The following is a 21975-nucleotide window of genomic DNA, read 5'->3' on the forward strand; positions in this document are numbered from 1 at the left end:
ACCAACTCCCCGCAGTGCAGCATCTCGCTGCCCCAATACGGGTTCATCAATTCACCGCCCGGCTGCATCCAATCGCCTCCGTCACCTGGCACCATCGGACAATAGTAGTGCGACAGTGAGTTTGCGGTTTCAGGACCGCGTGCGACTGCCGCGGCACGCAGCATCGCGTGACTGACTCCTCGGAACGCTTCCCGCGCAGTCTCGATCGATCCATCCATGCGTCCTGCACTGCGTCGTGCCGCCGCCAACTCTTTCTGCGCCCCATCAGGCACATCGGCCGCGAGTTCCAAACGCGACAGATTCTCGTGCAATGAATTCAACGAGACGGGTGAGGGAGTCGTGTCAGCCGCCAACGCACTTTGAATCTCAAAGTAGGCCTGATAAGCATGGTCAAACCACTGGCCACTTTCGCCCGCGAGTACGATCGGGTCCACGGCAGGCAGCTGTAACGGGCCCGGTGCAAAACGTGTCGCTCGACTGGGATCCATCAGTGACGGATTGCCCGCAAGTTGCATCTGCGAATCGATCAAGAAGTTGCCTTCAGTAGCCACGGTTTCGCCCGCCGCTAACCCTTCGACAATCACCGCCTCGTCCCGATTCATCGCACCGAGGGTGACTCGCCGAATCTCAAAACGGCCGGGTTCCGTTTCCACGTACAGCACACTGTTGCTGCCGGCTAATAGCACAGCATCGCGAGGCACCGTCACCACTTTTTGCTGCGGCAACGGCGTCGGCGAGAACCCCAATGTCGATGTTGGCACCAAGTCCATCCCACACAGCGGACACTCGCCGGATTCATCCCGGATCACTTGCGGATGCATCGGGCTGATGTATTTGCCTGCCAATGCAGGATCATAGACGAGGTCCGTGGCGACTGTGGGAACGGTAATTCGCGCGGTTGCGTAGTCGCCCGGCCGCAGTTTACGGTCAAAGTTCAGGATCTCCACTCGTACGCGAACGGTCCGAGACCGAGGGTTGACGATGGGATCGATAAAGGCCACGCGGCCCGTAAACACTTCGCCCGGTCGCGATTGGATTTCCGCTTCGACTTGTTGGCCAAAGCGAACCGCCGACGCATCGTCGGGAAACAGATCCAACATCAACCACACCGACGACAAATCTGCAATGCGATAGATCTTTTGTCCCGTTTTGACGTAGTCTCCTTCGACCGCTGATTTTTCGATCACGGTGCCGGTTTGCGGCGACTTAATGCGGATACGTGATTGCGGTTTCCGGCTCTTGCGAAGCTGTTCAATTTGGGTCTCAGTCATTCCGAGTTCCGTGAGATTCTGTCGTGCCATTTCGTTCAAATTCGTCTCACTAGCAGCGAACCGTCCGATCGAACCGCCGTCCATACTGGAGATGAATTCGGTTTGCGCCGAATAGAGCTGCGGGCTGTAGATCAACGCCAAGTCGTCTCCTTTGTTGACTCGGACACCTGCGTAGTTGGCGTACATTTCTTCGAGGCGTCCATCGACGTAGGCCGAGATGGTCGCCAGTTTGCTTTCGTCGTAATCGATCGAACCGATCGTGCGAATCACACGGTTCAGACTGCCTAGTTTCGAGGTCGCCGTTTGAATTCCGACCAAACGCCGAGCCGCCGCTTCGATCGTGACCGATTTTCCGTCTCCGCCGCCACCGCCAACCGCCTCGACCAATTCCATCGCGCAAACGGGACAGCGTCCTGGTTCGGTTGACGGCGGAGTGCACATCATCGGACAGATGTAACGTTTGTTTGCATCGCCCTGACCGGACTGTGAAGCATCACTTTTCTTTGCCCCAAGAAAACCATCCGGCGTGATCCATCCCGTCCGCTGGGCAACCCCGATCATCACCAGCAATAGCGCAGCGACCGCCAGCACGACAGCCGCCTGGACCGCGATTCGAACCAACCAAACTCGTCCACCGCCAGGCGATGCCGGGTGCGGTGTGTTTGGCGGTGTTGTGCTGGGTGGAGCCGTGCTGGGTGGAGCCGTGCTGGGCGGCGATGAGTCGTCAGACTTTGGTTGGGCGGTCATTTTGAGTTCCCTGATAGGCTTTGCAGCAAGCGCATTCTTGCGAAGACGCATGAAGGGCACGGATCGCGCAGCGACCAACGCAAAAATTCATTTCCTAGCGTGAGATTCGTAAACTCAAGTGCGCAGGAGATGACACAAGAAAAGAGCTGCTATGAAGACGCAACTCGAGCGCAGACGTTAGAGACGCCAGATACAGAGAACGCGCTGAGAATAGTGATCCGCTTGCACACGCATCCCGAATTCATCAGCTTCGGGATGAACGGAGGAGTACACCGCTTCGGCATCGACAACACGAACCAGGTAACTGAGAACATCAAGGTTCCGCAGTTCGTTCAGCGGCGGACGCGGGGTGGATTCGCTCAGTGGCGGTGTCGTCACCCCACAAAGGCACGCAGAGACTCTGCTGGACTTGGTCGTTTTTTCGATGCTCGCTTGATCCGTGATCCTATCGATGTTAGCGGACTTCACCGCCGAGGATGACGAATCATGACAACAACTTGACGAGGCGACCGCAGTCTCGCCGGTGGCCTTTAGCGTGCTCGTGGTCTTTGCGGTCTTCGGTTTGGCGGCACAGCATCCACAGGGCGTATCCGCCGTACTGACCTCGCAGCACCCACATCCCTGGCATGTGAGCGTCGTATCGCATTTCTCAGCACAAGCGATTCCGGCCAGACCTAACGTCATCGGCTGGATCATCGTTACGACGATCAGCGAAAGAATGACGGCGATATGACTTAGGCGGAAGATCACTACTGAAACGCTCCGAAGAATATACCCATGACCGGTATATGCATTGTATCGTTCATTTGCCCGATTGGTTCAAGTGGAATTTATGGATTGGGCAAGGTTTATGGTGTCATTATAGCTGTGAATCGCCAGAAAGTGACACATTCCATCGCTGGAAATCACATGCACGATCTTCGACAAATCCCAAAGAAGCGTTTATTACTGCTGGCAATCCTTACCGCTTCCGCGGGGGGGTGCAGTGCAAACCGTGCACAAATTGCTCAGCTAGCACCGTCACCGATCTCGGCCGATTCCGACACAACATCGGCAGTCCAAATGGTCGGCAATGAAGTCCCAAATGATGACTTGGACACCACCATCCGCCCCGCCAGCTATGACGATGCCACTGTATTTGCGGCGATGGATTTGACCCTGCTGAATGAAGCAGACGGATCTGATAACGAAGACGACGTGATATGCGAAGCGGGTAACCAGAACGAGCCGCCCCCAAACGATGCCGAAAACGCGTTGCCTTTGCCAACGAGCGGCCAACCGGTCGAATACTTCGTCGGCATCGCTTTGGCAGGACACCCAAGAATCCAAGCCGCCCGACATCGCGTTGCCGCAGCGACCAACGTGATCCCGCAAGCCAAGGCGCTGCCCGACCCGATGCTGAACAATACGTTCTGGCCGATCCATGACCAGGCGTTGCAAACCGCGGGCGGCCGCGTCGCACATCAAATGTCGCTCTCCCAAGGCGTTCCGTGGCCCGAGAAACGGCGAGCCAAGGCAGCGATTGCCAGTCGCGAGGTACAAATCGCTCAAGCCGAAGTGGATCGCATCGAGCGTGAGATCACCGAATCGGTACGCATCGCCTACTACGAACTGTGGTACGCGTCGCGAGCGATCCAAATCGTCGACGAAACCAAAGGCTTGGTCCAGGATTTGACGAGAGTGGCGGAGGCTCGCTATCGCAGTGGTGGGGCGCAACAAGACGTGCTGCGAGCGGAATCGGAATCCGACCGGCTCGAAGATCAACGCATTCAGCTGACTCAACAAAAACAAATGGCGCAAGCGGATCTCGCGGCGTTGTTGCAACAACCCGTTTCAATGGTTCCCGAAGCAGCCGACGATTTGGGAATCTCCGATGCCCCTATGCAATTGGATCAATTGATCGCATCGGCGGAAGCGTGCAGCCCTGAGCTGCAAGGTTTGGCATGGGAGATTCAACGCGACCGAGAGCGCCAGCGGTTGGCGTGTTTGCAAAAGTACCCAGACCTACAAGTCGGCGTGAACTTATCGATCCTCAGCGACGATGACGACGTACTCAGCGGTGTTGCCAACGGTCACGACAACCTTAGCTTCACCGTCGGCACGACGCTGCCGATTTGGCGAGACAAGATCAACGCGGGAATTCGCGAAGCCGCGCATCGCACCAACAGCACCGCCAACCGCATGGAAGCCGAGCGTGACTCGCTGTACGGCCGACTGCGGCGTTTACTGGCCCAAGCCGACTCGCTGATCGAACAGCGACAATTGTATGAAGAACGGATCATCCCTCGCACTGAAAAAACGCTGCAACTATCGGTGGCCGATTACCGAGGCAAACGGACCGATTTTTATAGCCTGATCGAAACCTACCGTGAACTGCTGATGCTCGAAACCCAGCTCGCCCGATTCGACGCCACGCTGGCGACAACGATCGCCAGGATCGACCGTACCGTCGGCTGCCCGGATTGAGGGAGAGAGGGAGACACGGAGTAGCTGAAAAAAGTGAACTCACTAAGTCAACTCTCCCTCTCCTAGTCTCCCACTTTCTTCCTCTTTATTTCCAGCGTCCTTCGATCAACTTTCGCAATTCGCGTCGTGCTCGGTTAAGCCGCGATCCCACAGCAGGACAATCCGCTTTCTTCCTTCAGAGTGAAGATGGCTCGCAGTTCTGGATCGATCGTCTGGAGTGCTTGCCGGACGACCGTCGCGTGTTCGTCTTCTTCCACCGGATCAATGGGCTGCGTTGCAGGTTCGACAACCAAATCCTTCGTCCGCCGATGCTTCTCGCGGCGCAAATGCTGCAGTGCCTCGTTCATGGCCAATCGATACAACCACGAATGCGTGGCTTGTCATGGCACGCAAGTTGCCGGCCTTTTACGGATTCGTACTGCGTCGGGCAGTACCCTGTTCCATTATTTCACTTTAGGTGATCCACCATGAAAAGCTATCGCAACAAACCACGCTCTCTCATTGCCTATGGCGCCGTCGGAGTAGCACTTGCTTCGATCGTTGCTTTTTCAGTTCAGTCGATAACATTTGCACAAACAACGGGCGAGAGCCACAAAGCGATGTCATCCAAGTCAATGTGTCCCATGATGACTGGTCTGAAAGGGATCAAGCTGACGGCTGACAGCCCGCCGCTGTTGATGGCACGAGCGGACGAACTCAAGTTGACAGAGCAGCAGAAGCGGGAACTGAAATCGATCGCCGAAGAGGCTCAGAGAAAGGCGACGAAGGTCCTTACATCCGATCAGCAGTCAAGACTTGGAGATGCGCCTCACAAACCGATGTCAATGATGGAAATCGCGATGATGCGGTCCTCCAACATGGATGACGAAAAGTCTGGAGAGATGTGTCCCATGTGCAAAAAGAAAATGGATGAAATGATGGAAGGTAAGATGATGAAACGAAACAAGAACGTAGATCACCCTACTTCCAGCTCCGAGTAAGCCTATTGGCGGATTGAACACGAATCGATGAGTGACTGTGGATGCGAATTGGAAGCCGATGGCGAATCGCAGCGAAAGACACTGCGGATAGTGCTGGCGATCAATGCGGCGATGTTTGTCGCCGAGATCGCCGCTGGGTTGCTGGCCAGTTCGACCGGCCTGATCGCCGATTCACTCGATATGTTGGCTGACGCCAGCGTCTACGCGATTAGTCTATACGCGGTTGGTCGATCCTCATCGATCCGGCACGGCGCCGCGACCGCCAGCGGCGTGTTGCAAGTCGTCCTCGGTATCAGCGTGTTGGTCGAAGTGGTCCGTCGATTTGTCGGCGGAGGCGAACCGATCGGTGCCGCGATGATGGGAATGGGCATGGTTGCGTTGATCGCCAACGCAATTTGTCTAAAACTCATCTCGCGGCATAAACATGGCGACATCAACTTCCGAGCGTCCTACATTTTTTCGGCGAATGACGTCATCGCTAACGTTGGCGTCATCATCTCTGGCTTGCTCGTTCTGCTACTCGGTTCACAAATCCCAGACCTCATCATCGGCATCGCCATCGCCGCGGTCGTCACCCGCGGAGGGTGGCAGATACTAACGGAATCAAAGGCCGTGTCGAAACCAAAGTAAGCTAGTGAAAGTACGCTAGTGGTCGTGAGCTTCTTCTTTGAAATCGCCCGAGTACGGGGTGCCGTCGATCACGCCCGTCATCGTACCTTCGTACTCTTGGACCACGCCCAGCTTTTCATGAGTCCCGATGAAACGTGACGCTTTGCCTTCGGGGTCATCGTCTTGCGGAGCCGCGTTGAGCGTCACCACCATCTCGGGATCCACGATGCTCAATTCGATCGACTCGGCGTCAATCGGCGCTGGCGTTGTTTCATCGCCACCGTACACATACACAGTCGCTTCGGTCTTGTCGTGATCGACGGTGAATTCAACGTGATACTTTCCGCCGCCCCAATCGGCGACCACGCCATCGTGTGGTCCAAGACCGTGAGCGTGGCCGGCGACACTGTGGTCATGCGTTTCACCTTCGGCATGATCGTGACCGTGGTCATCAGCCGTTTCGGCCGGTGGCGGTGATGTCGACGCGTCATCTTTCGTGCAGCCCACAAAACCCAACAAAGAAACCGTAAGCGTTAGCCATGTTAAAACTTTCATCGGAACTTTCCTTTTTCATTGACGATTTTTGATTTGTGATCGGAGACTGAAAGGCGATCATCAAAAACCAGAAACGTAAAACAATCTCTATGAGCAACTAAAAATCATCCAACGACGACTGCATCTGGATCATTGCTTCAGCATCTTTGCCGCTGAATTTCCAGAACAATCCGGGGTGAATCAAAAACTCGCAAAACGTGGATGTGGTCAATCCGCCAAGGATCACCGTGGCGACCGGATAAAGTATTTCGCGTCCAGGTTCTTGCCCGCCTAGGACCAAGGGAATCAGTCCGATGCCAGCGGTCAGCGCGGTCATCAGCACAGGAGCCAATCGTTCCAGGCTGCCGCGAACGATCATCGCTTGGCTGAACACCTCGCCCTCTTCTTTGATCAGGTGAAAGTAGTGTGTGACCAGCAAAATCCCATTTCGAACGGCGATCCCACCGAGCGAAATGAATCCAACCAGACTGGCCACCGTCAAACTTTGCTGAGTGATCACCAACGCCATCACTCCGCCGATAAATGCGGTCGGCAGGGCATTCAAGATTTGCAACACAATCCGCACCGAGGGAAACAGAATCAGCAAGACCACAAACATGCCGACGATCGAAACCGCGGCCAGCACGATGATCATTTGAGTGGCCCGCTGCTGGCTTTCGAATTGGCCGCCATATTCGATAAAATAGCCGACCGGCAATTGAACTTGATCCGAAACACGTTGCTTGATTTCGCCCACCGCGCCGGACAGATCGCGTCCTTCGGTGTTACAACGGATCACCACTCGGCGGCGAGCGTTTTCGCGGTTCACCGAATTGGGACCGGTGCCCTCGCCAACGTCGGCAACCTCGCGTAATTCGATCTGCCCACGTTCGGCCACCCCTTCGACATGCGGCAGATCAATACGCAGTCGGTCCAGATTTGCATAGTCGGTACGAAACTGTTCTTCGAGACGCACCAGCAAATCGAATCGACGTTGGCCTTCCAAGACTTGCGAGACCACTTCGCCTTGCAACGCCGTTTGCAACACGTCGGCGACGTATTGCCGCGTCAATCCATAAAGAGCCAAGTCATCCGCTCGGAGCCGAATATGCAATTCCGCCGTCTCCTGAATCGGTTCGACGATGGGTGGCGTAATACCGGGGACATCCTCGATCGCCCCTTTCACTTGTTCAGCAAGCCGTTGCAGAGTATCGAGATCATCGCCGTGAATTTTGATCGCGATCTGCGCGTAAACGCCCGAGATCATATGACTGATCAGATGAGCGAGCGGTTGTTCGACTTCGATGTCCACGCCTGGCGCCTCGTCGCTGATCTTTGCTCGCAACCGAGCGAGAATTTCCTCGCGTTTGGCTGACGATTCAGGATTCATGCTAAGTATATATTCGCCGAAATTGACCGGCGAAGCATGCTCGTCCATCTCGGCGCGTCCGGTGCGGCGAACAAAGTGCAGGATCTCGCCGTCGGGGTTCTGTTTGGTTTTCTGCATCGATTGAAAAACGGAATCGATTGAACCGGACACTTGATTCGAAGCGTTCAGCGACGATCCGGGCGGTAGCGTGACGTTGACCTGAATGCTTCCTTCGTCAAACGGAGGCAAGAAATTTTTGCCCATCTGTGACATTTGCCAAGCCGCAACCGCGACGGCGATCCAAGTCAAGATCAGCAGTGTCGTCGGTATCGCCATGCTCAGCCGAATCAGCGGCGTGACGAGACTTTTCAAACCGCGAAGCAGGAAACCGTCGCCCTCGCGATGCGTCGCACCCGATTTTGGCAGCAAGTAGTACGCCAGCACGGGCGTGAGGGTCATCGACACTACGAACGAAGCAAGGATCGAAATGATGTAGGCAAACCCCAGCGGAGTGAACAGGCGGCCTTCGACCCCTGACAAGGCAAATAGCGGCATGAACGACAGGATCACGACGGCGGTACCGAACACGATCGAACTACGAATCTCTTTGCTCGCCTCATAGACAATGACAATTGATGGCTTTTGATTCTCGATCGCCCGTGCGTTGTTTTGCTTCAAACGCCGGAAGATGTTTTCAACATCGACGATCGCATCGTCGACCAATTCCCCCATCGCCACGGCGATCCCACCAAGCGTCATCACGTTGATGGATAGCTCGCTGCCGCTGAGCATTCCGATCAAACGGAACACCAACGTCGTGAGCACCAACGACAAGGGGATCGCGGTCAGCGTGATAAACGTCGTGCGGAAATTCAGCAAAAACAAAAACAGGACGATGATCACCAACACCGCGCCGATCACGAGTGCTTCGGCGACATTGAAGATGCCGCGATCAATGAAGTTCTTGAGCCGAAACAGCTCGCTGTTGACAACGATATCTGCCGGCAACGACGCTTCGACTTCCGCGAACGCCTGTGCCACATCGTCGGTCAGTTTCCGTGTATCGATGTGCGGTTGTTTGACGATCGTAAAGACAATGCCTGGACGACCATCGACGCTGCCGTCGCCGCGTTTGAATTGCGGCCCTTCGGTGACGCGCGCGACCTGCTCAAGTAAGATCGAGCGTTTTGGATGATTGCCAACAGGAATCTTTTTCAGGTCTTCGATCACCACTCGCGACTGCGGCCCTAAACGACCAAGCACACGAATCGGCCGCTCGGTTTCTCCGGTTACGGCAAACCCACCGCTGGTGTTGATATTGCTTTCCCGCAGCGCCCCAGCAACATCCTGTACGGTGACGTCGTATTCCAAAAGTGCGGTGGGATCGATCAAGATTTGATATTGCTTGCGGTCGCCGCCCATCATGAACACTTCTGCGACGCCAGTGACTTTCAAAAGCCGTGGACGGACAATCCAATCGGCCACGGTGCGAAGCTCGAGCTGCTGTTTGGCTTCGCTGTAAAAGTTTGCTTCAAATGTTTTGCCATCGATTTCGATCGTGGCGAATCCCACGGGGACCGATGGCGATTCCGGGCCGATGCCCGGTTCATCATGCCACTGGATTTTCTTCGGCTCGAGCTTCGACCAGGTCGACAGATCGTGGCGGTTGTCCGGCTGCCAAATTTGGATTCGCGGCGGGCTGTCGTCACCCGCGAGCACTTCGGCCATCATTTCGGTATTGCCCACCTGGGCTAGCCGTCCGCCGCCGGGCCCATCCTGACGATAGATTCCGGCGACCACGATTTGTCCCATGATCGATGACGGCGGAGTCATTTGAGGCCGAATGCCGGCGGGCAAGATGCCTTCGAGTGTCGTCAGTCGCTCTTGCACTGTTTGACGGGCGGCGCGGATTTCCGTCGACCAATCGAATTCGATATAGATGACGTTCAGACCTGCGGTCGACTGGCTGCGAACCGCCTGGACGCCGTTGGCACCGAGCAATGCGATTTCAATGGGCTGGGTCACCAGCGTTTCAACTTCTTCGGTCGCTAGTCCCGGTGCCTCGGTAATGATGACCACACGCGGTCGGTCGAGGTCAGGAAAGACGTCGATCGACATTTGCGTGGCGAGGTACGAACCATACACCAACACCGCCAAGCTGATCACGACAATCAGCATTCGGTAGCGAAGCGAGAATTTGATGATTGAATCTAACATTGAAGATCGTCGATTGAAGAATGAAGATTGAATTGAAGTGAATCACTACTCGCCTTTGGCTGTTTTTCGGGATGCGAGCATGATTGCCGTGATTTGATTCGCTTCGTCGAGCAGTGCTTCGACTTTTTCCTTTGGTAAAAGGTCGCCTTCGATAATGAGTTCGAGCCACTAGCAACATTCGTCTGCTTCCTCGATGACGATGCTAAGCTTTGAGACGAACTCGGCCTTCGACCGTCCGCGACACGCCGCTCGATAATTCGCCCCAACGGATGTCGCACTCCGAATCAACTGATTTCCGATCGGACGCCCAACTGCATTTTCCGGCAGAGCCCCAACAAGCTTCATTACTCGCAACGCAAACAGCTTCGTCCTCTTCTTCAATTCCGAATCATTCATGTCTGGTTCCTTTCAATCATTAATCAATGCGCAGCATGGACGGTGCCGTCAGCATGCACATGCACTCCGGGTGCTTTTCCGCTGGTCGACTGTGACTTGAGCACCCGATTGAGCGAAGCAGCGGAACTCTGCGCTAAATAGCTTCCAGGTAAAATGCTACCGTCATTGGCGATCACGATTGATAGGCGATCTTCGTGCAGCACATGAACGGGCAACTGTTTGAAGAGGTCGCCGTTTTGGCGAAACACGTATGCCTCGGGGCCTTCTCGCACCACCGCTTCGGCGGGCAGGACGAAGACGTTTTCAAATTGCTCGACGGGAACGCGTATCCGTGCTCGTTGGCCGGGTCGATACCGCCACACCAGAAACGTGTTCCCCGATTTCTCGTAGGCATGCGACTGATTCGACAGCGGCACGAAGAAGTCGAACGTGCGGCTCTCAGGGTCGATCGTATTGGAGAGATGTCGAATCACGAACGTTTGCTCTATCACGGGCCAATCTGCCGCGTTGTCTTCTGCAAACTCGATTTGGACCGCACGATTCGCCGCTGCCGCCTGCTCTAAAAACGATGCCTCACGTTTGAATGCGTGACCAATCACATACAGCGATTGATGATTCGACAGTTTGGCCAACAGTTGGCCCGCTTGGACCTGTTGGCCCATCTCGACGTTCAGCTCTTGGACTTCATAAGCCACGTCGTTGGCCGCAACCGAATCGGTGACCAAACTCGCTTGGTGCACCGCGTTATTGGAACGATTTCCTTCCTCAGATTGCTGTGTTAACGGAGGCGGCGCTGTGACTTCGATTGTCGAAACAAACTCACCTTGCCGTTGCACTTGGTCAATCTGCTCGGGCAGCAGGCCACGGGTTAGTAGATCCTGCCGCGAAGATTGAATGATCGCTCGTTGACGAGTCAGATTGGCTCGCAGCTCGATGATTTTACCTTGCGATACCGCTCCGACCGACGCGGCCCCCGCCAACCGTTCCATCTCGGCTTGAATGATGCTCGTTTCTTGATTCGCCTTGAACAACTGTGTCTGCGTGTTCTGAAGGTACTCGCTAAACAACCGCAGCGTAAATAACGCGTTGCCTGGACGCAGGGTGTCCCCAGGAAATGCATGAATCGCTGTGACGATGCCAACGGCGGGCGATGTCACACCACGGTCTGATACACCGGGACGATCGGCAACCACCCCAGGAATCGTGACCGATCGCCAGTACGTTTGCGGCCGTGCAGGCTTGGACACCAACCCGAGATTCTTCCTTGCTTGGGCGCTGATCTCCAGCACCGTTTGTTTCTCAGCCGAATTGTTCGTCTGGCTAGCCGCCGACGTTTCAACCGCTTCGTGGCTGTCAAACAATTTGCCTCGAAAGAACCAGATTGCTGCAACAGCAACGATGATGATCGCGGGGCCGATCCCGGCTCTGAAAAAGGAGATGAAAGATTTCATGAGTGGTTCATTTTCAACGGATTTTCAGCGGTCAACACTCACCGCGCAGTCTTAGTCGCAGCGGTGAAACAGGATTAGGTTGCTAAACAGGAGCGGCAAAACACTCCGGCTTTCTGGTTCCAGTGCTCGGGCTCAGCACGGGAGCTCGTCAAGACCGTCGTCCCGTAGCGAAGTCCCCCGAAACTCTTGATGCCCAATGCAATTAACGGTCGAGGCGAAGCGTCGGGTAACGAGGGTGCTAAGCAGGTAGGCAGGAATCATTGGGTGAAATCCCGTTAGCCGTTTGGGCGTTAGCAGGCTGTTGCTTTAGTCGTACGATGGACTTCCAAGTCCGTCGAATACACCAATGTCGGAACCGTGGTCAGCGGCTTGTTGATTTAATGAGCCGCTTGCGCGTCAACCGCCGGGTTCCACGCATTACCCGGTGCCTTACGGCCCTCGGCTCACCAATGCGATTTGCATTTCGACTAAATCAACAGGCCGCTGGCGCCAAAGCGGCTAACATCCTGCCTAGCTGCTTATAGCCGAAGCGAGGCCGTAAGAAGATAGATCGGCAGTGTTGCATGCGGATCCGGCGGAACACTAATTCGATAGTGACACCGCGTATCCACTGCGAACGGTAGCAAGAAAGCGTCCCAATCGGCAACGTGAACATCAACCTCAATTGATTGGGTGTGCCGCGTCAGCGATTGTCCCGATGCTGCTAAATAGAAAGCGTCCGAATCGTGATCCGGCGCTGGCAAAAGGCCTTGAGCATCCGTCGCGAGGTCATCTTCAGCGGCATGATGATCGTGGTGATGAGTTTCGTCACCGTGATGATGATCGTGCGAGTGCAAATGCACGTGTGGACGAAGGGAATGCCCCTCAGGTTCCGCAACGCCGGTCCCCGCGTGCGAATGAGGCAGAGCTTGCCCCAGCACGAAAAATGGAATCAGCAGTAGTGAAACGAATCGGATCATGCGTTCGATTCTAGGCACTCGCACTTAAAACTTCTAGTGCGATAAAATCGACAGCAACAAGAAGCGAGGAAAATAACAGCAAGGGGAATCTTTCAGAATCGATCTCGCCATGTCACTGTTTTCCCCCTCTCTCGAATCAATTGGATAATCCAAAGGGATCGGCATCGGTTTCGGTCGATTGAATTCCGAACGGATCTTCGAGCGATTCGTTCGCGATATCCACATCCTCGGATATTGTCGGTTCTATCGGGAGCCCAACGTGGCTGTCGGTCGTGGCCGACGATCGACCTTGCTGTTGTTCACGCAGCGCGATGTACGAACCTTTGTGCAGCCGGTCCTCTTTGCCCTCTCCGGCTTCGACAATGATCGCCGATCGGTCCAACAGTCCTTCAGCTTTGACATTGATCGCGTAGCATCGCGTTTGGCACAAACCGCATCCGACGCACTTATCATCCAAGACCACCGGTGCCAGATAGCCGCTGCCTTCGACCGGTTGGCCGCTTGCGTCCAGCTCCGTTCCGACCTGCGTAAACTCGATCGCATGGTAGCCAGCCGCGTTACATTCTTGGACACATAGATCGCACGCACCGCTGCCGGCAAAGGGCAGGCAAGTCGATTCATTGACGACCGCCAATCCCATCCGTGCGGCCTTCTTTTCTTCGATCACCAGCGGACGGATCGCACCCGTTGGACAAACTTGCCCGCAAGCGTTACAGCTCGATTCGCAGCCTGCCCAATCGGCCACGACCATCGGCGTCCAAAGTCCTTCTAATCCCTGTTGGAACCCCTCGGGTTGCAGCACATTGTTGGGACACGCTTTGAAACACTCGCCACAGCGAATGCACATTTCCAGAAACGCGACCTCGGGGACACTTCCCGGCGGCCGCACCAGACGTGGTGAATCGGGATCGTCAAGGTTCGCTCCCCAAGCCTTTGTGACGCTGGCCAATCCGATTCCGCCGACCGCGGCCGCCGTGCTGCCGGCAGCGAGCGACAGGAAACCGCGACGCCCGAGCGGCGTTTCGTTTGTCGGCGGATCGTCTTCGATCTTCAGTTCGACGACGTTCCAGCGTTCGACAAACTTGATCGCGTGCGTGGGGCAAACACCGCCACAGGATTGGCACATCGTGCAGTCCGAGGTTCGGGTGGTGAAGTCGGGCTTGATCGCGTCGAACGGACAAATCTCGACACACTTGTTGCAATGTATACAGGACGATTCGACTTTGCGTTCGGTCACACGAAACAGATTGCCGAGCGAGAAGATCGCGCCGCTGGGACAAACGTACTTGCACCAAAACCGCGGACGCAAAAACCCCAGCGACAACACCGCGATAAACAACCCGATTGATACTAAATGGCCAACGCCGATGTTTGGAACCAGATGCCAACCACGCGTCACACCACTTTGCAGCGGATCTCCGATAAACAACATTGCTCGCGTGATTACCGGGATCGCAGAAACAAACCCCGACACCAATACGCCGAACACCGCGGCGATCAACGTACCTGCCAATAGATAATATTTAACGTGAACCCACCATCCATCGTCGGGAACATTAAACCGTGTCGTCCGGCGAGTGACCGCCCAATCAAATAAATCAATCGTGGTCCCAAGTGGGCACAAATAGCCGCAAAAACCACGAGGAATGAGGATGCAAACAATCAAGATCGCGGCGGCCGAAACCAACGATGCAATCCAACTGCGTGAAGCGACCGCCGTCGATAGACTGACCAGCGGATCGATCATCAAAAAACTCTCCGCCGGGACCAGCTCTTTGTCATCGAGGTGATCGGCATAGTGCGATGGCCACGCGTGAGGATCACGCTGGGCCAGCCCAAAAGCCCCAGAACCGCCAAAGAATGCATCGAACATTGCCACAGTGGCCTCGCCCTCCGGCGTCAAGTGGACCTGTGTGCCCTCGCGCTGCGTGACTACAAACTCACCAATGGTAGCGGCCGATTGTTTGTCAGTCGCATCGGCCGCAGTGCGTTGGTCAACGACAAAAAGCGTCGTACCAGGTCGCATTCCCCAATCGGTTTGTGGAGTCGAATTCGTACCATTCTGAGTAAAGACAAACTCGCCGCTTTGTTGATCGACTGAATCGAGCGTCCAACCCGATGAGATTTCTGCAGGCGGCAGAGGGCGAGCGCTGTAGGGCCAACAAACGTAAAAAAACAGCAGGACAAAGACGACCAGACAAAGGGACTGGACAATCCGTCGCACAGGTGTCGCCAACCACGACAATCCGAGCTTTCGCAGCGACTTTCGAATCAAGCCTCGTCGCTTTTTCGAATGATCGGATTGAAAGCGAACAGGCAACCAGCGACGCAGAAATCGCCCCAGAACCGCATGAGACGCAGACTGCCCTGGCTTGACTCGGCGGAGCACCGGCAGGAACCAATCCAGCCGGATCACGGCCGAGGATCGGCCTCGGTCCAACGTCGTCAGCAGCACCAAAACGGCTGCCACAAACAGCACTCCACCGACCGTCATCGCCAGAGCGAATCGATCACCGAACCATTGTGAGTAAAATGGATGATCGCTTACTGCAGTCGCGACGCAGGCAACCGCAAGTAGCGTCAGAGCAGCGGCGAGCAGGTAGTTTCGCAAGTGGTTCATTTCGCGGATCCTTGCAGATCCAAAAGCCCTAATCGCCAAGGAATCTGGCCATAGTCTCCGCTTCGATATTGCACGTCATTGGCACCTTGAAACAGCAAACGTAGCTCCGCCGGATCCATCCTCATCTTCTCATTGAATCCATCGCGAATCAGTTCACCGTGACTGTAGGACGTCGCCCACGACTCGCTCTGATTGACGACTTTTTTGGGCGAGACAAACGGTTGATCCCGACTTGCCGCCAAGGGTTCCCACTGTCCATCCAACGCATCGGCAGTGAACGCTTTGAAGTAACGCCGCTTGCCAGCCTGGGCTTCAACGATGGTCAAAAACCGGTCCTGATCTTTTAGCTTGTAGGTGTGACTTGCCTCGAAGATATCCGCCTGCAACACGATTTGCGGATCGCTCCATCCGTGGTTAGGAAAATTTTCGATTGCTGTTTCCGCTCGCCACATCTGGCCATTCAGGGTGGTGAAGAACAGGTGTGCCTTTTCATCGTCACAGATTAACCAGTAATCAAGACCTGCCTTGGCCCCCTCTTTGACAACATACAGCGGCTCGGGACGAGTCCAATTTGCGGGTTTGGAAATGTCGTCGTTCGTGGAATAACAAGGCCCGTACTTCAAATCACGAGTCTCGTCGGTGGCTTGATAGACCAGGTACCATTTCTTGTGCGGCGTGAAATAAAAGATCTGAGGTGCCCCGTGATAGCCCATCGTCAGATCCAGCGCACTCCAATCGGCACCGCTCGCATCCGCCCAATCGGCGAACGACAAATAGCCGATACGAATACGCCCGTCGCCTTGCTTGTCCTTTCGCAGCGTACAAAACAGATGCCAACGTCCTTGGTACCGGACAATCGAAGGATCTTTTATGGCCAGCCAAGGATGTTGTGATGATTCCGGCATCCGTGCGGGATCGACCGCAATTAGCGGTGGGCTGACACGCCAGCGAAAATCGCCGCTTTGAAACGGATCGTTGCCATGCGATTTTGTGGGGGCGAGCTGCGCTACAGATTCCGCCGTTGCAGTCGACAGGGGGCTCACTTCTTGTGCGATGCCCATTGTCGATCGGGCAAAACCGAACGTCAGCGAGAATAACGCCACCACATGCTTGATTGCCATCGAGCCCCGAATGGTTTGAGTCGAGATGCGTGACATTTATTTCGCACCTTTTGCCATCGCACGAGCGGTCGCACTGACGATCGCTTGCGAAGTGATTGTCGCTCCCGAGGTGCCGTCCACATTTTGGATTCCTTGAAGCTGAATGATCTGCGACGTCGTATCACTTAGCGCCGAGTAGAACTGTTTCTCACTGTGCTTGGTCACGCGAACGTCTTGGATTTTCCCGTCTTCCACGGTGACCTGGACATCCAGCTGGCCGTTGTACCCCGTGCTGTGCGCGGCGTAGGTGCCGTCAGCAACGCGGCTGACGTCGGCCTTGTCAAACAACTTGATTGCCTCGATCGACTCGGCGGCTCGTGCTTGGTACCGCTTCAGATACTCGGCATTGCGAGCTTTGTTGATGTCAAGCACTCGCTGGTAGTATTCAATCGCCTCGTCCAGTCGTCCGGCGCCCCGCAGTGCATCGCCAGCGTTCAGGAAGGCTTCGTTGAAAAAGTTTGTGTTGGCATAGCTGGCCGTTACCGCCATCGCCTTTTCGATTTCGTCCATATCGCCCAGCAACTTGATTGCACTGATATGCAAGCGGCTGCCCTTGAGCAACCTCATCGCCATCGGCTTATTCCCCAAACGCCAATAGCATTCGGCGAGATGGATGCCGGTCGGAGTGGTCGCAGTCACATTGGCCTTTTGCAACCAGTAGGCGGCGCGTGGATAGTCTTGCAGTAGCGTGAAGTACATCTCGCCGAGTTTTTCCATGTCACGTTTCAGTAGCGTCGAATTTCCCTGATGACGCTGCATCACATGATGGACCAGCTTGATACCTGGTTTCCACCGTGACACGTTTGGATTGACGCGGCCCCAAATGTATTGACCGATATTCTTTGACTCGTCCCATTTCCCGGGCGCCTTCAGTGGCCAATCGAGATCAAGCGAAGTGGGGTGGTTCATCTTCGTAGCGTCGAGCCAATCGGGCGGATTGCTGCCGACTTGTTCAATGTACTGCCGCAGCTCAGCGGGAGTTCGTGTTACTCCGGTGCTCGATGTCTGACTGGCCGACATCGCTGGCTTGGGTGTCAAAACGAAACGCTTGCCGTTAAACGTCACCGCATGCACGCTGGCGTACGGGTAAGTTCGCGTCACCGCGGTCTGGCCAAACGTAGAGGAAAAATCAAACTCGCGTGCCTCCTTGCGAATTTCGAGCATTTTGCCGGTCAAAGTCGATCCGTTTACAAACTCAACCGAATCCTCGCCGCACACGGACGAATGCAAGAGCCCGACAAACAGTAACGCAATCAAAATCAATTTCAAATTTGGCATTCCCTTTTTCCCCGCAACGATCAATTCGCTTTTCATTTTGCATCACCCCACAGCTCAGCTTCGACTCGAGCCCATCCACCGGGTTCACCGACACACGATTCTAATCGCCTTGACGACCTCAGTGGTGCAGAACCGCGTCCGAATGACGTGGACCTTGTGCCAGTCACCGAAGAAATGAAGCTGCCAGCAAATCTTCTCGTTCTGTGGAAGAAGGATAGCCGGAATTACTGGTCAGGCACGGTCGTCGAGGAGTTGCCCGATGGCACCGTCAACACCAAGGAAGTTGGTGGGCAACGCCGGACCTTTGCCGTGCCGCGAGGGCGTCTGCAACTCGTGCCCAAAGAGATAGAACAACCCAAGTCGATTTCCGCAGAAACACTCACTTTATTGTACGCTCAGGCCCTACATGCTGGACAACTCGAGGCGACGAGAAAACAGGTGCATGAGAAATTGCTCGCGTCTGCAAAGGCCAAACCAGACGCACCGATTCTAGGCGAAGAGCGACGACAGATCATGTCCGGTCTGCGATCTGGCAAGTACCTAGAGATGGAAAGGGCGTTGCAACTAATTGCTGCCCGAAACCCTCGCAAGGATGGCGAGTTGAACACGGCGGTCAAGAAGACGCTGGAATACCCTGATGGCATGCTTCAAAACATTGCCAAGGTCGCACTGCCAAAAGTACTCCCTGGTCCGTAATCCGTCTCGAATCTTAGTACTTGTACGCCAGCGGTGAAATAAAAGACGGCAAAGGGAGCATCGCACTTTTTTAGCGGCGTTGCTGTTTCTTACGCAATCGCTCTGAACGTTTGGTTACCCATGCGGGGCGGACCGATTCGACGTCGATACCGGCTTCGGTTAATGCCGCCTCCCATGTCCCAAAGTATTCTTTGGCAGCACGGAACAGTGCATAATCGCGGTACTCGGGGTTTGTGTTGTGAGTCACTCCGCGCACGTGCAGCGGCATCGATTCGGCGTGACGTCGCTTCAACTCGTTGATCACTTGGTCGGCCGACATGTAGTTTCGATACACGCGATCACGATAGGCGTCATAGTCTTGCCGTTTACGAACGATCGTGTCGTAATCGATACCGGCAGCCCGAATCGCTGACTCCCAATTGCCAAACACTTTACGCGCCGCATACAGCAGCGGTACGTCAACGTGCTCGCCATCGGTCAATCCACGCGTATGCAGCGGTTCACTTGCTCGCTGGCGTCGCTGAATTTCCTTGACGATTGATTCCTTTTCGACGTATTTGCGATGGGGATCCAAATTCCATTGATGATACGATTTCGGGTCGACGCCAATCGCTCGCACCGCAGATTGCCAATCACCGAAAAAGCCAGATGCCATGGCATGAAGGTGTTTGTCGGCAACATCCGAAGTCAAACTTGTGATCGCCAATCGGCTTACGTCGCTGCTACGTTTGCGAAGCTCGCGAAGCACCTTGGCACGGGTTCCAAGTGGCGTCTGCGCCGCTTGTTTGACCTGAGCCGACGTGCCGCCTGACTTGACCACGGCAGCACGCCAGCTAGGAAAGAACCGAAACGCGGCTTTCCACAATTGGATGTCGCTGCGAGCACCGAAAAAAACATCCAACGGTGCGACACTGAATTCATTCGTCAACCGCTCGGTGATCGCGGCAACGACCTCGTCCGCCGAATCGTAGGTGACGCTGCGATGACGAATGTCGACGGGAATGTCGGCGGCGTCCAAGGCCGCGTCCCAGTTACCAAAGTAGCGAGATGCCGCTTTGGTCAACTGAATTCCGTAGGGCAATAGATTGGCGGTACAGTGGGACATATCCGGCAACTCATGTTGCAAACGCTGCAGATCCTCGACCACACTTTCTTTTGTCAGATAGCGAACGCCACCAAACAGCGGGTCGGATCGATCGACGCCTGCAGCGTCGAGTGCCACGGACCAGTTGCCATATCGCTGCATCGCCCAAACAAACACTCGCGGACGACGATGGCGATCATCATAGGTTGCAAACAGCGCCGACGGAGTGCTGAGCAGGCCGGCCCGGCGGCGTTGTTCCAGAAACGACTGCAAGTCGGCCAACGAAAAATCATCCGGTCGGTGACATCCCCGATAGACAACCGGATCTAAACCGATTATTCGCAAGGCATCATCCCAACTGGTCTCGTCCAAATAACTTCGGATCATGCGAAGCAACGAAGCATCCACCCTCTCAATCGTTGTCAATTCCATCCACATGCCGCAATCGGCATACGCTTTCACACGGTCCAGTACGTACTCGGCCGTGTAACAGGGTTCCCAGTGCGGTAGCCAAGCGGCCGACATCTCGCCATGACGCTCCATAGCGTCATGACGCATCGACTCAGATACGATTTCGGCGTTTGGAAATTGGGTACGGTAGTCTGCGACGTCGGTTTCATGGATTCGCAAGTGCCCGAACAACGAGCGAAACGATTTCCCGCATAACAGGCACTGGACCGTGTCACGAATCTCGATTCGAATCGATTTGTAGGACAAACCCGCGTCCGCAAGCGCCTGTTTCCAGCCCCAGTACGGGGTTACCGCGTACACGGCGGCGACCAATTCAGGATCCTCGCGTTTGACCGCGGACACGTTCAAAGGTTCGCGATCACGGTATCGTCGCCGAATGGCTGCGAGCACTTCGTTCTTTCGCATCGTTGCACCTGATGGTTGGCAATTCGCACGCACGGACCGTGTTATCGCAACACGACATTGCTCTCCACTGAGTTTAACGGATGATCCGCAGTACAGGCAATTTTCCAACGATGCGATGCAAGCGGCCAACGACAGCCGGGAATCGTCATTCTTCAGATACACTCCGCCAGAACTTGCTCGGTGATGCGTCGGCTGTAACGATTCAGTTTGTGATGACCGGGGCACCAGCCGAGTAAGAAACGCGTGAAGTCGGCCCAAGCAAACGGATACATCGCACGCCACTCGGCTTCGAGTGCATCACCATCGATCGTGCTGTTTCGAGACGCGAGCGATTGACGCAAGGCTTGAAAATAGAAATCAAGATAGACCGATTCATTACGCTCACACTCGACTTCGGACACGCAGCTACTGAGAAAGTAGGCGACATCCTTCATACCACAGCCACGGCCGACGTATTGAAAATCAACTGCGGCCGTCCGTGTGCCGTCGACTGAGAAACAGAAATTGGCGACCTTGGCGTCACCATGGACCGCAGTCTGAAAACGACAGGCGTTTAAACGGTCATCGATCGCCGCAGCGGCCTCTTTCAATTTCCCCGGCTGCATCACTTGATATTCATCGTGGCGAGTTGCCAAATGCCAATACGTCCCCACAGGCCAAAGCCCCGACAGCGGTTCGCCGAGAAACGTCGCGTGAAAGTTCGCTAACCAAGCCAACACGACGAACACACCGTCGCGATCGAGGTGCGATTTCCGCGAGGCAAACCCAGAGGCGTCTAAATCTTCGAGCACAAAGCCCCAGTTGCCCTCGATCGATTCGACCAGTAAGCCCGCAGGGACGCGGCAGGTAGGATCACAGCGATCACTGAACTCGCGATACCAAGTCGCCTCGACCTCGTAGGAGCGAACTTTTCGCTGGTGCGACCTGTCGGTATTCCAGCCACGAGGATGTGAGTTCCCCGGTGAATCTTGCTGCTCGCATGGAGGCGAGACATGTTTGACGATGACCGATGCGGGGTTCGTCGGATCAACCACATCGAAGGTGAGCGGGACGCGAAGGATTTTTCCATAGCCGCTCCACAGTGACTGAATTAGCGAGGCGTCTCCCACGTCAATCGCGGACGTGGCCCGCAGGACAAGCGATCGAAGTGACGGATCAAGTTTCATGAGGGCTGTGTTTTTCTTCCGACTAATCTCGAAGTTACCTGGCCCCAGACAAAGCGGTTGTGCGGCTTTTAAGTTGAGTGGCGGCAACCACTTTCT

17 protein-coding genes are annotated in these 21975 nt (G+C 55.2%); 4 read left to right on the top strand and 13 right to left on the bottom strand.

What is annotated here, in order from left to right; translation table 11 throughout:
• Positions 1 to 2018 (bottom strand): heavy metal-binding domain-containing protein (locus tag RMSM_RS25205; RefSeq protein WP_085980628.1); only part of this gene is annotated, 2018 nt, incomplete at its 3' end.
• A 177-nt stretch (positions 2019 to 2195) separates the two neighbouring features.
• On the bottom strand, positions 2196 to 2768 hold the full coding sequence (locus tag RMSM_RS25210; RefSeq protein WP_008703246.1) for a hypothetical protein: 573 nt from the start codon (positions 2766 to 2768) through the stop codon (positions 2196 to 2198).
• 159 nt (positions 2769 to 2927) lie between these two features.
• Between RMSM_RS25210 and RMSM_RS25215 the strand changes: the two genes are divergently transcribed.
• Complete coding sequence (locus tag RMSM_RS25215; RefSeq protein WP_008703248.1) at positions 2928 to 4484, top strand: TolC family protein; 1557 nt, start codon at positions 2928 to 2930, stop codon at positions 4482 to 4484.
• Between the two features lie 134 nt (positions 4485 to 4618).
• On the opposite strand, the gene RMSM_RS25220 is transcribed toward RMSM_RS25215, so the two are convergent.
• Positions 4619 to 4831 (bottom strand): RNA polymerase sigma factor, encoded by a 213-nt coding sequence (locus RMSM_RS25220; protein WP_008703249.1) that lies wholly within the window; start codon positions 4829 to 4831, stop codon positions 4619 to 4621.
• 120 nt (positions 4832 to 4951) lie between these two features.
• Here RMSM_RS25220 and RMSM_RS25225 point away from each other — a divergent pair, with 120 nt between their 5' ends.
• Together RMSM_RS25225 and RMSM_RS25230 are read left to right on the top strand one after the other, a co-directional pair.
• Positions 4952 to 5464, top strand: a complete 513-nt coding sequence (locus RMSM_RS25225; RefSeq protein ID WP_008703251.1) for a hypothetical protein — start codon at positions 4952 to 4954, stop codon at positions 5462 to 5464.
• 27 nt (positions 5465 to 5491) lie between these two features.
• Positions 5492 to 6094: a cation efflux transmembrane domain-containing protein gene (locus RMSM_RS25230; RefSeq protein ID WP_008703253.1), complete on the top strand. Its 603-nt coding sequence runs from the start codon at positions 5492 to 5494 to the stop codon at positions 6092 to 6094.
• Positions 6095 to 6109: 15 nt separating this feature from the next.
• Here the strand turns inward: RMSM_RS25230 and RMSM_RS25235 are convergent, their stop codons facing one another.
• From RMSM_RS25235 to RMSM_RS37335, 8 genes are all read right to left on the bottom strand, one after another.
• Positions 6110 to 6628 (bottom strand): hypothetical protein, encoded by a 519-nt coding sequence (locus RMSM_RS25235; protein WP_052031805.1) that lies wholly within the window; start codon positions 6626 to 6628, stop codon positions 6110 to 6112.
• Between the two features lie 97 nt (positions 6629 to 6725).
• Positions 6726 to 10193, bottom strand: a complete 3468-nt coding sequence (locus RMSM_RS25240) for an efflux RND transporter permease subunit (RefSeq protein WP_008703259.1) — start codon at positions 10191 to 10193, stop codon at positions 6726 to 6728.
• A gap of 168 nt (positions 10194 to 10361) precedes the next feature.
• On the bottom strand, positions 10362 to 10589 hold the full coding sequence (locus tag RMSM_RS42985) for a four helix bundle protein (protein WP_008703261.1): 228 nt from the start codon (positions 10587 to 10589) through the stop codon (positions 10362 to 10364).
• Positions 10590 to 10612: 23 nt separating this feature from the next.
• Positions 10613 to 12040, bottom strand: a complete 1428-nt coding sequence (locus RMSM_RS25250) for an efflux RND transporter periplasmic adaptor subunit (RefSeq protein ID WP_008703263.1) — start codon at positions 12038 to 12040, stop codon at positions 10613 to 10615.
• Positions 12041 to 12558: 518 nt separating this feature from the next.
• Entirely contained in the window at positions 12559 to 12999 is a 441-nt protein-coding gene (locus RMSM_RS25255; protein WP_008703265.1) for a hypothetical protein, read from the bottom strand.
• Positions 13000 to 13135: 136 nt separating this feature from the next.
• Complete coding sequence (locus tag RMSM_RS25260; protein WP_008703266.1) at positions 13136 to 15619, bottom strand: 4Fe-4S binding protein; 2484 nt, start codon at positions 15617 to 15619, stop codon at positions 13136 to 13138.
• Positions 15616 to 16776 carry a glycoside hydrolase family 62 protein gene (locus RMSM_RS25265; protein WP_008703268.1) on the bottom strand — a complete coding sequence of 387 codons (1161 nt, stop codon included), beginning with the start codon at positions 16774 to 16776 and terminating at the stop codon, positions 15616 to 15618. The genes RMSM_RS25260 and RMSM_RS25265 overlap by 4 nt, the downstream gene beginning before the upstream one ends.
• Positions 16777 to 18093, bottom strand: a complete 1317-nt coding sequence (locus RMSM_RS37335) for an FMN-binding protein (RefSeq protein WP_008703270.1) — start codon at positions 18091 to 18093, stop codon at positions 16777 to 16779.
• 111 nt (positions 18094 to 18204) lie between these two features.
• Here RMSM_RS37335 and RMSM_RS25275 point away from each other — a divergent pair, with 111 nt between their 5' ends.
• Positions 18205 to 18753, top strand: coding sequence for a hypothetical protein (locus tag RMSM_RS25275; protein ID WP_008703272.1), 549 nt, complete (start codon positions 18205 to 18207; stop codon positions 18751 to 18753).
• Between the two features lie 70 nt (positions 18754 to 18823).
• On the opposite strand, the gene RMSM_RS25280 is transcribed toward RMSM_RS25275, so the two are convergent.
• Together RMSM_RS25280 and RMSM_RS25285 are read right to left on the bottom strand one after the other, a co-directional pair.
• Entirely contained in the window at positions 18824 to 20713 is a 1890-nt protein-coding gene (locus RMSM_RS25280) for a Ros/MucR family transcriptional regulator (RefSeq protein WP_040769347.1), read from the bottom strand.
• A gap of 152 nt (positions 20714 to 20865) precedes the next feature.
• On the bottom strand, positions 20866 to 21975 hold a 1110-nt coding region (locus tag RMSM_RS25285; protein ID WP_315850156.1), incomplete at its 5' end, for a phosphotransferase.

The sequence above is a fragment of the Rhodopirellula maiorica SM1 genome (assembly GCF_000346295.1).
Classification (GTDB): domain Bacteria; phylum Planctomycetota; class Planctomycetia; order Pirellulales; family Pirellulaceae; genus Novipirellula; species Novipirellula maiorica.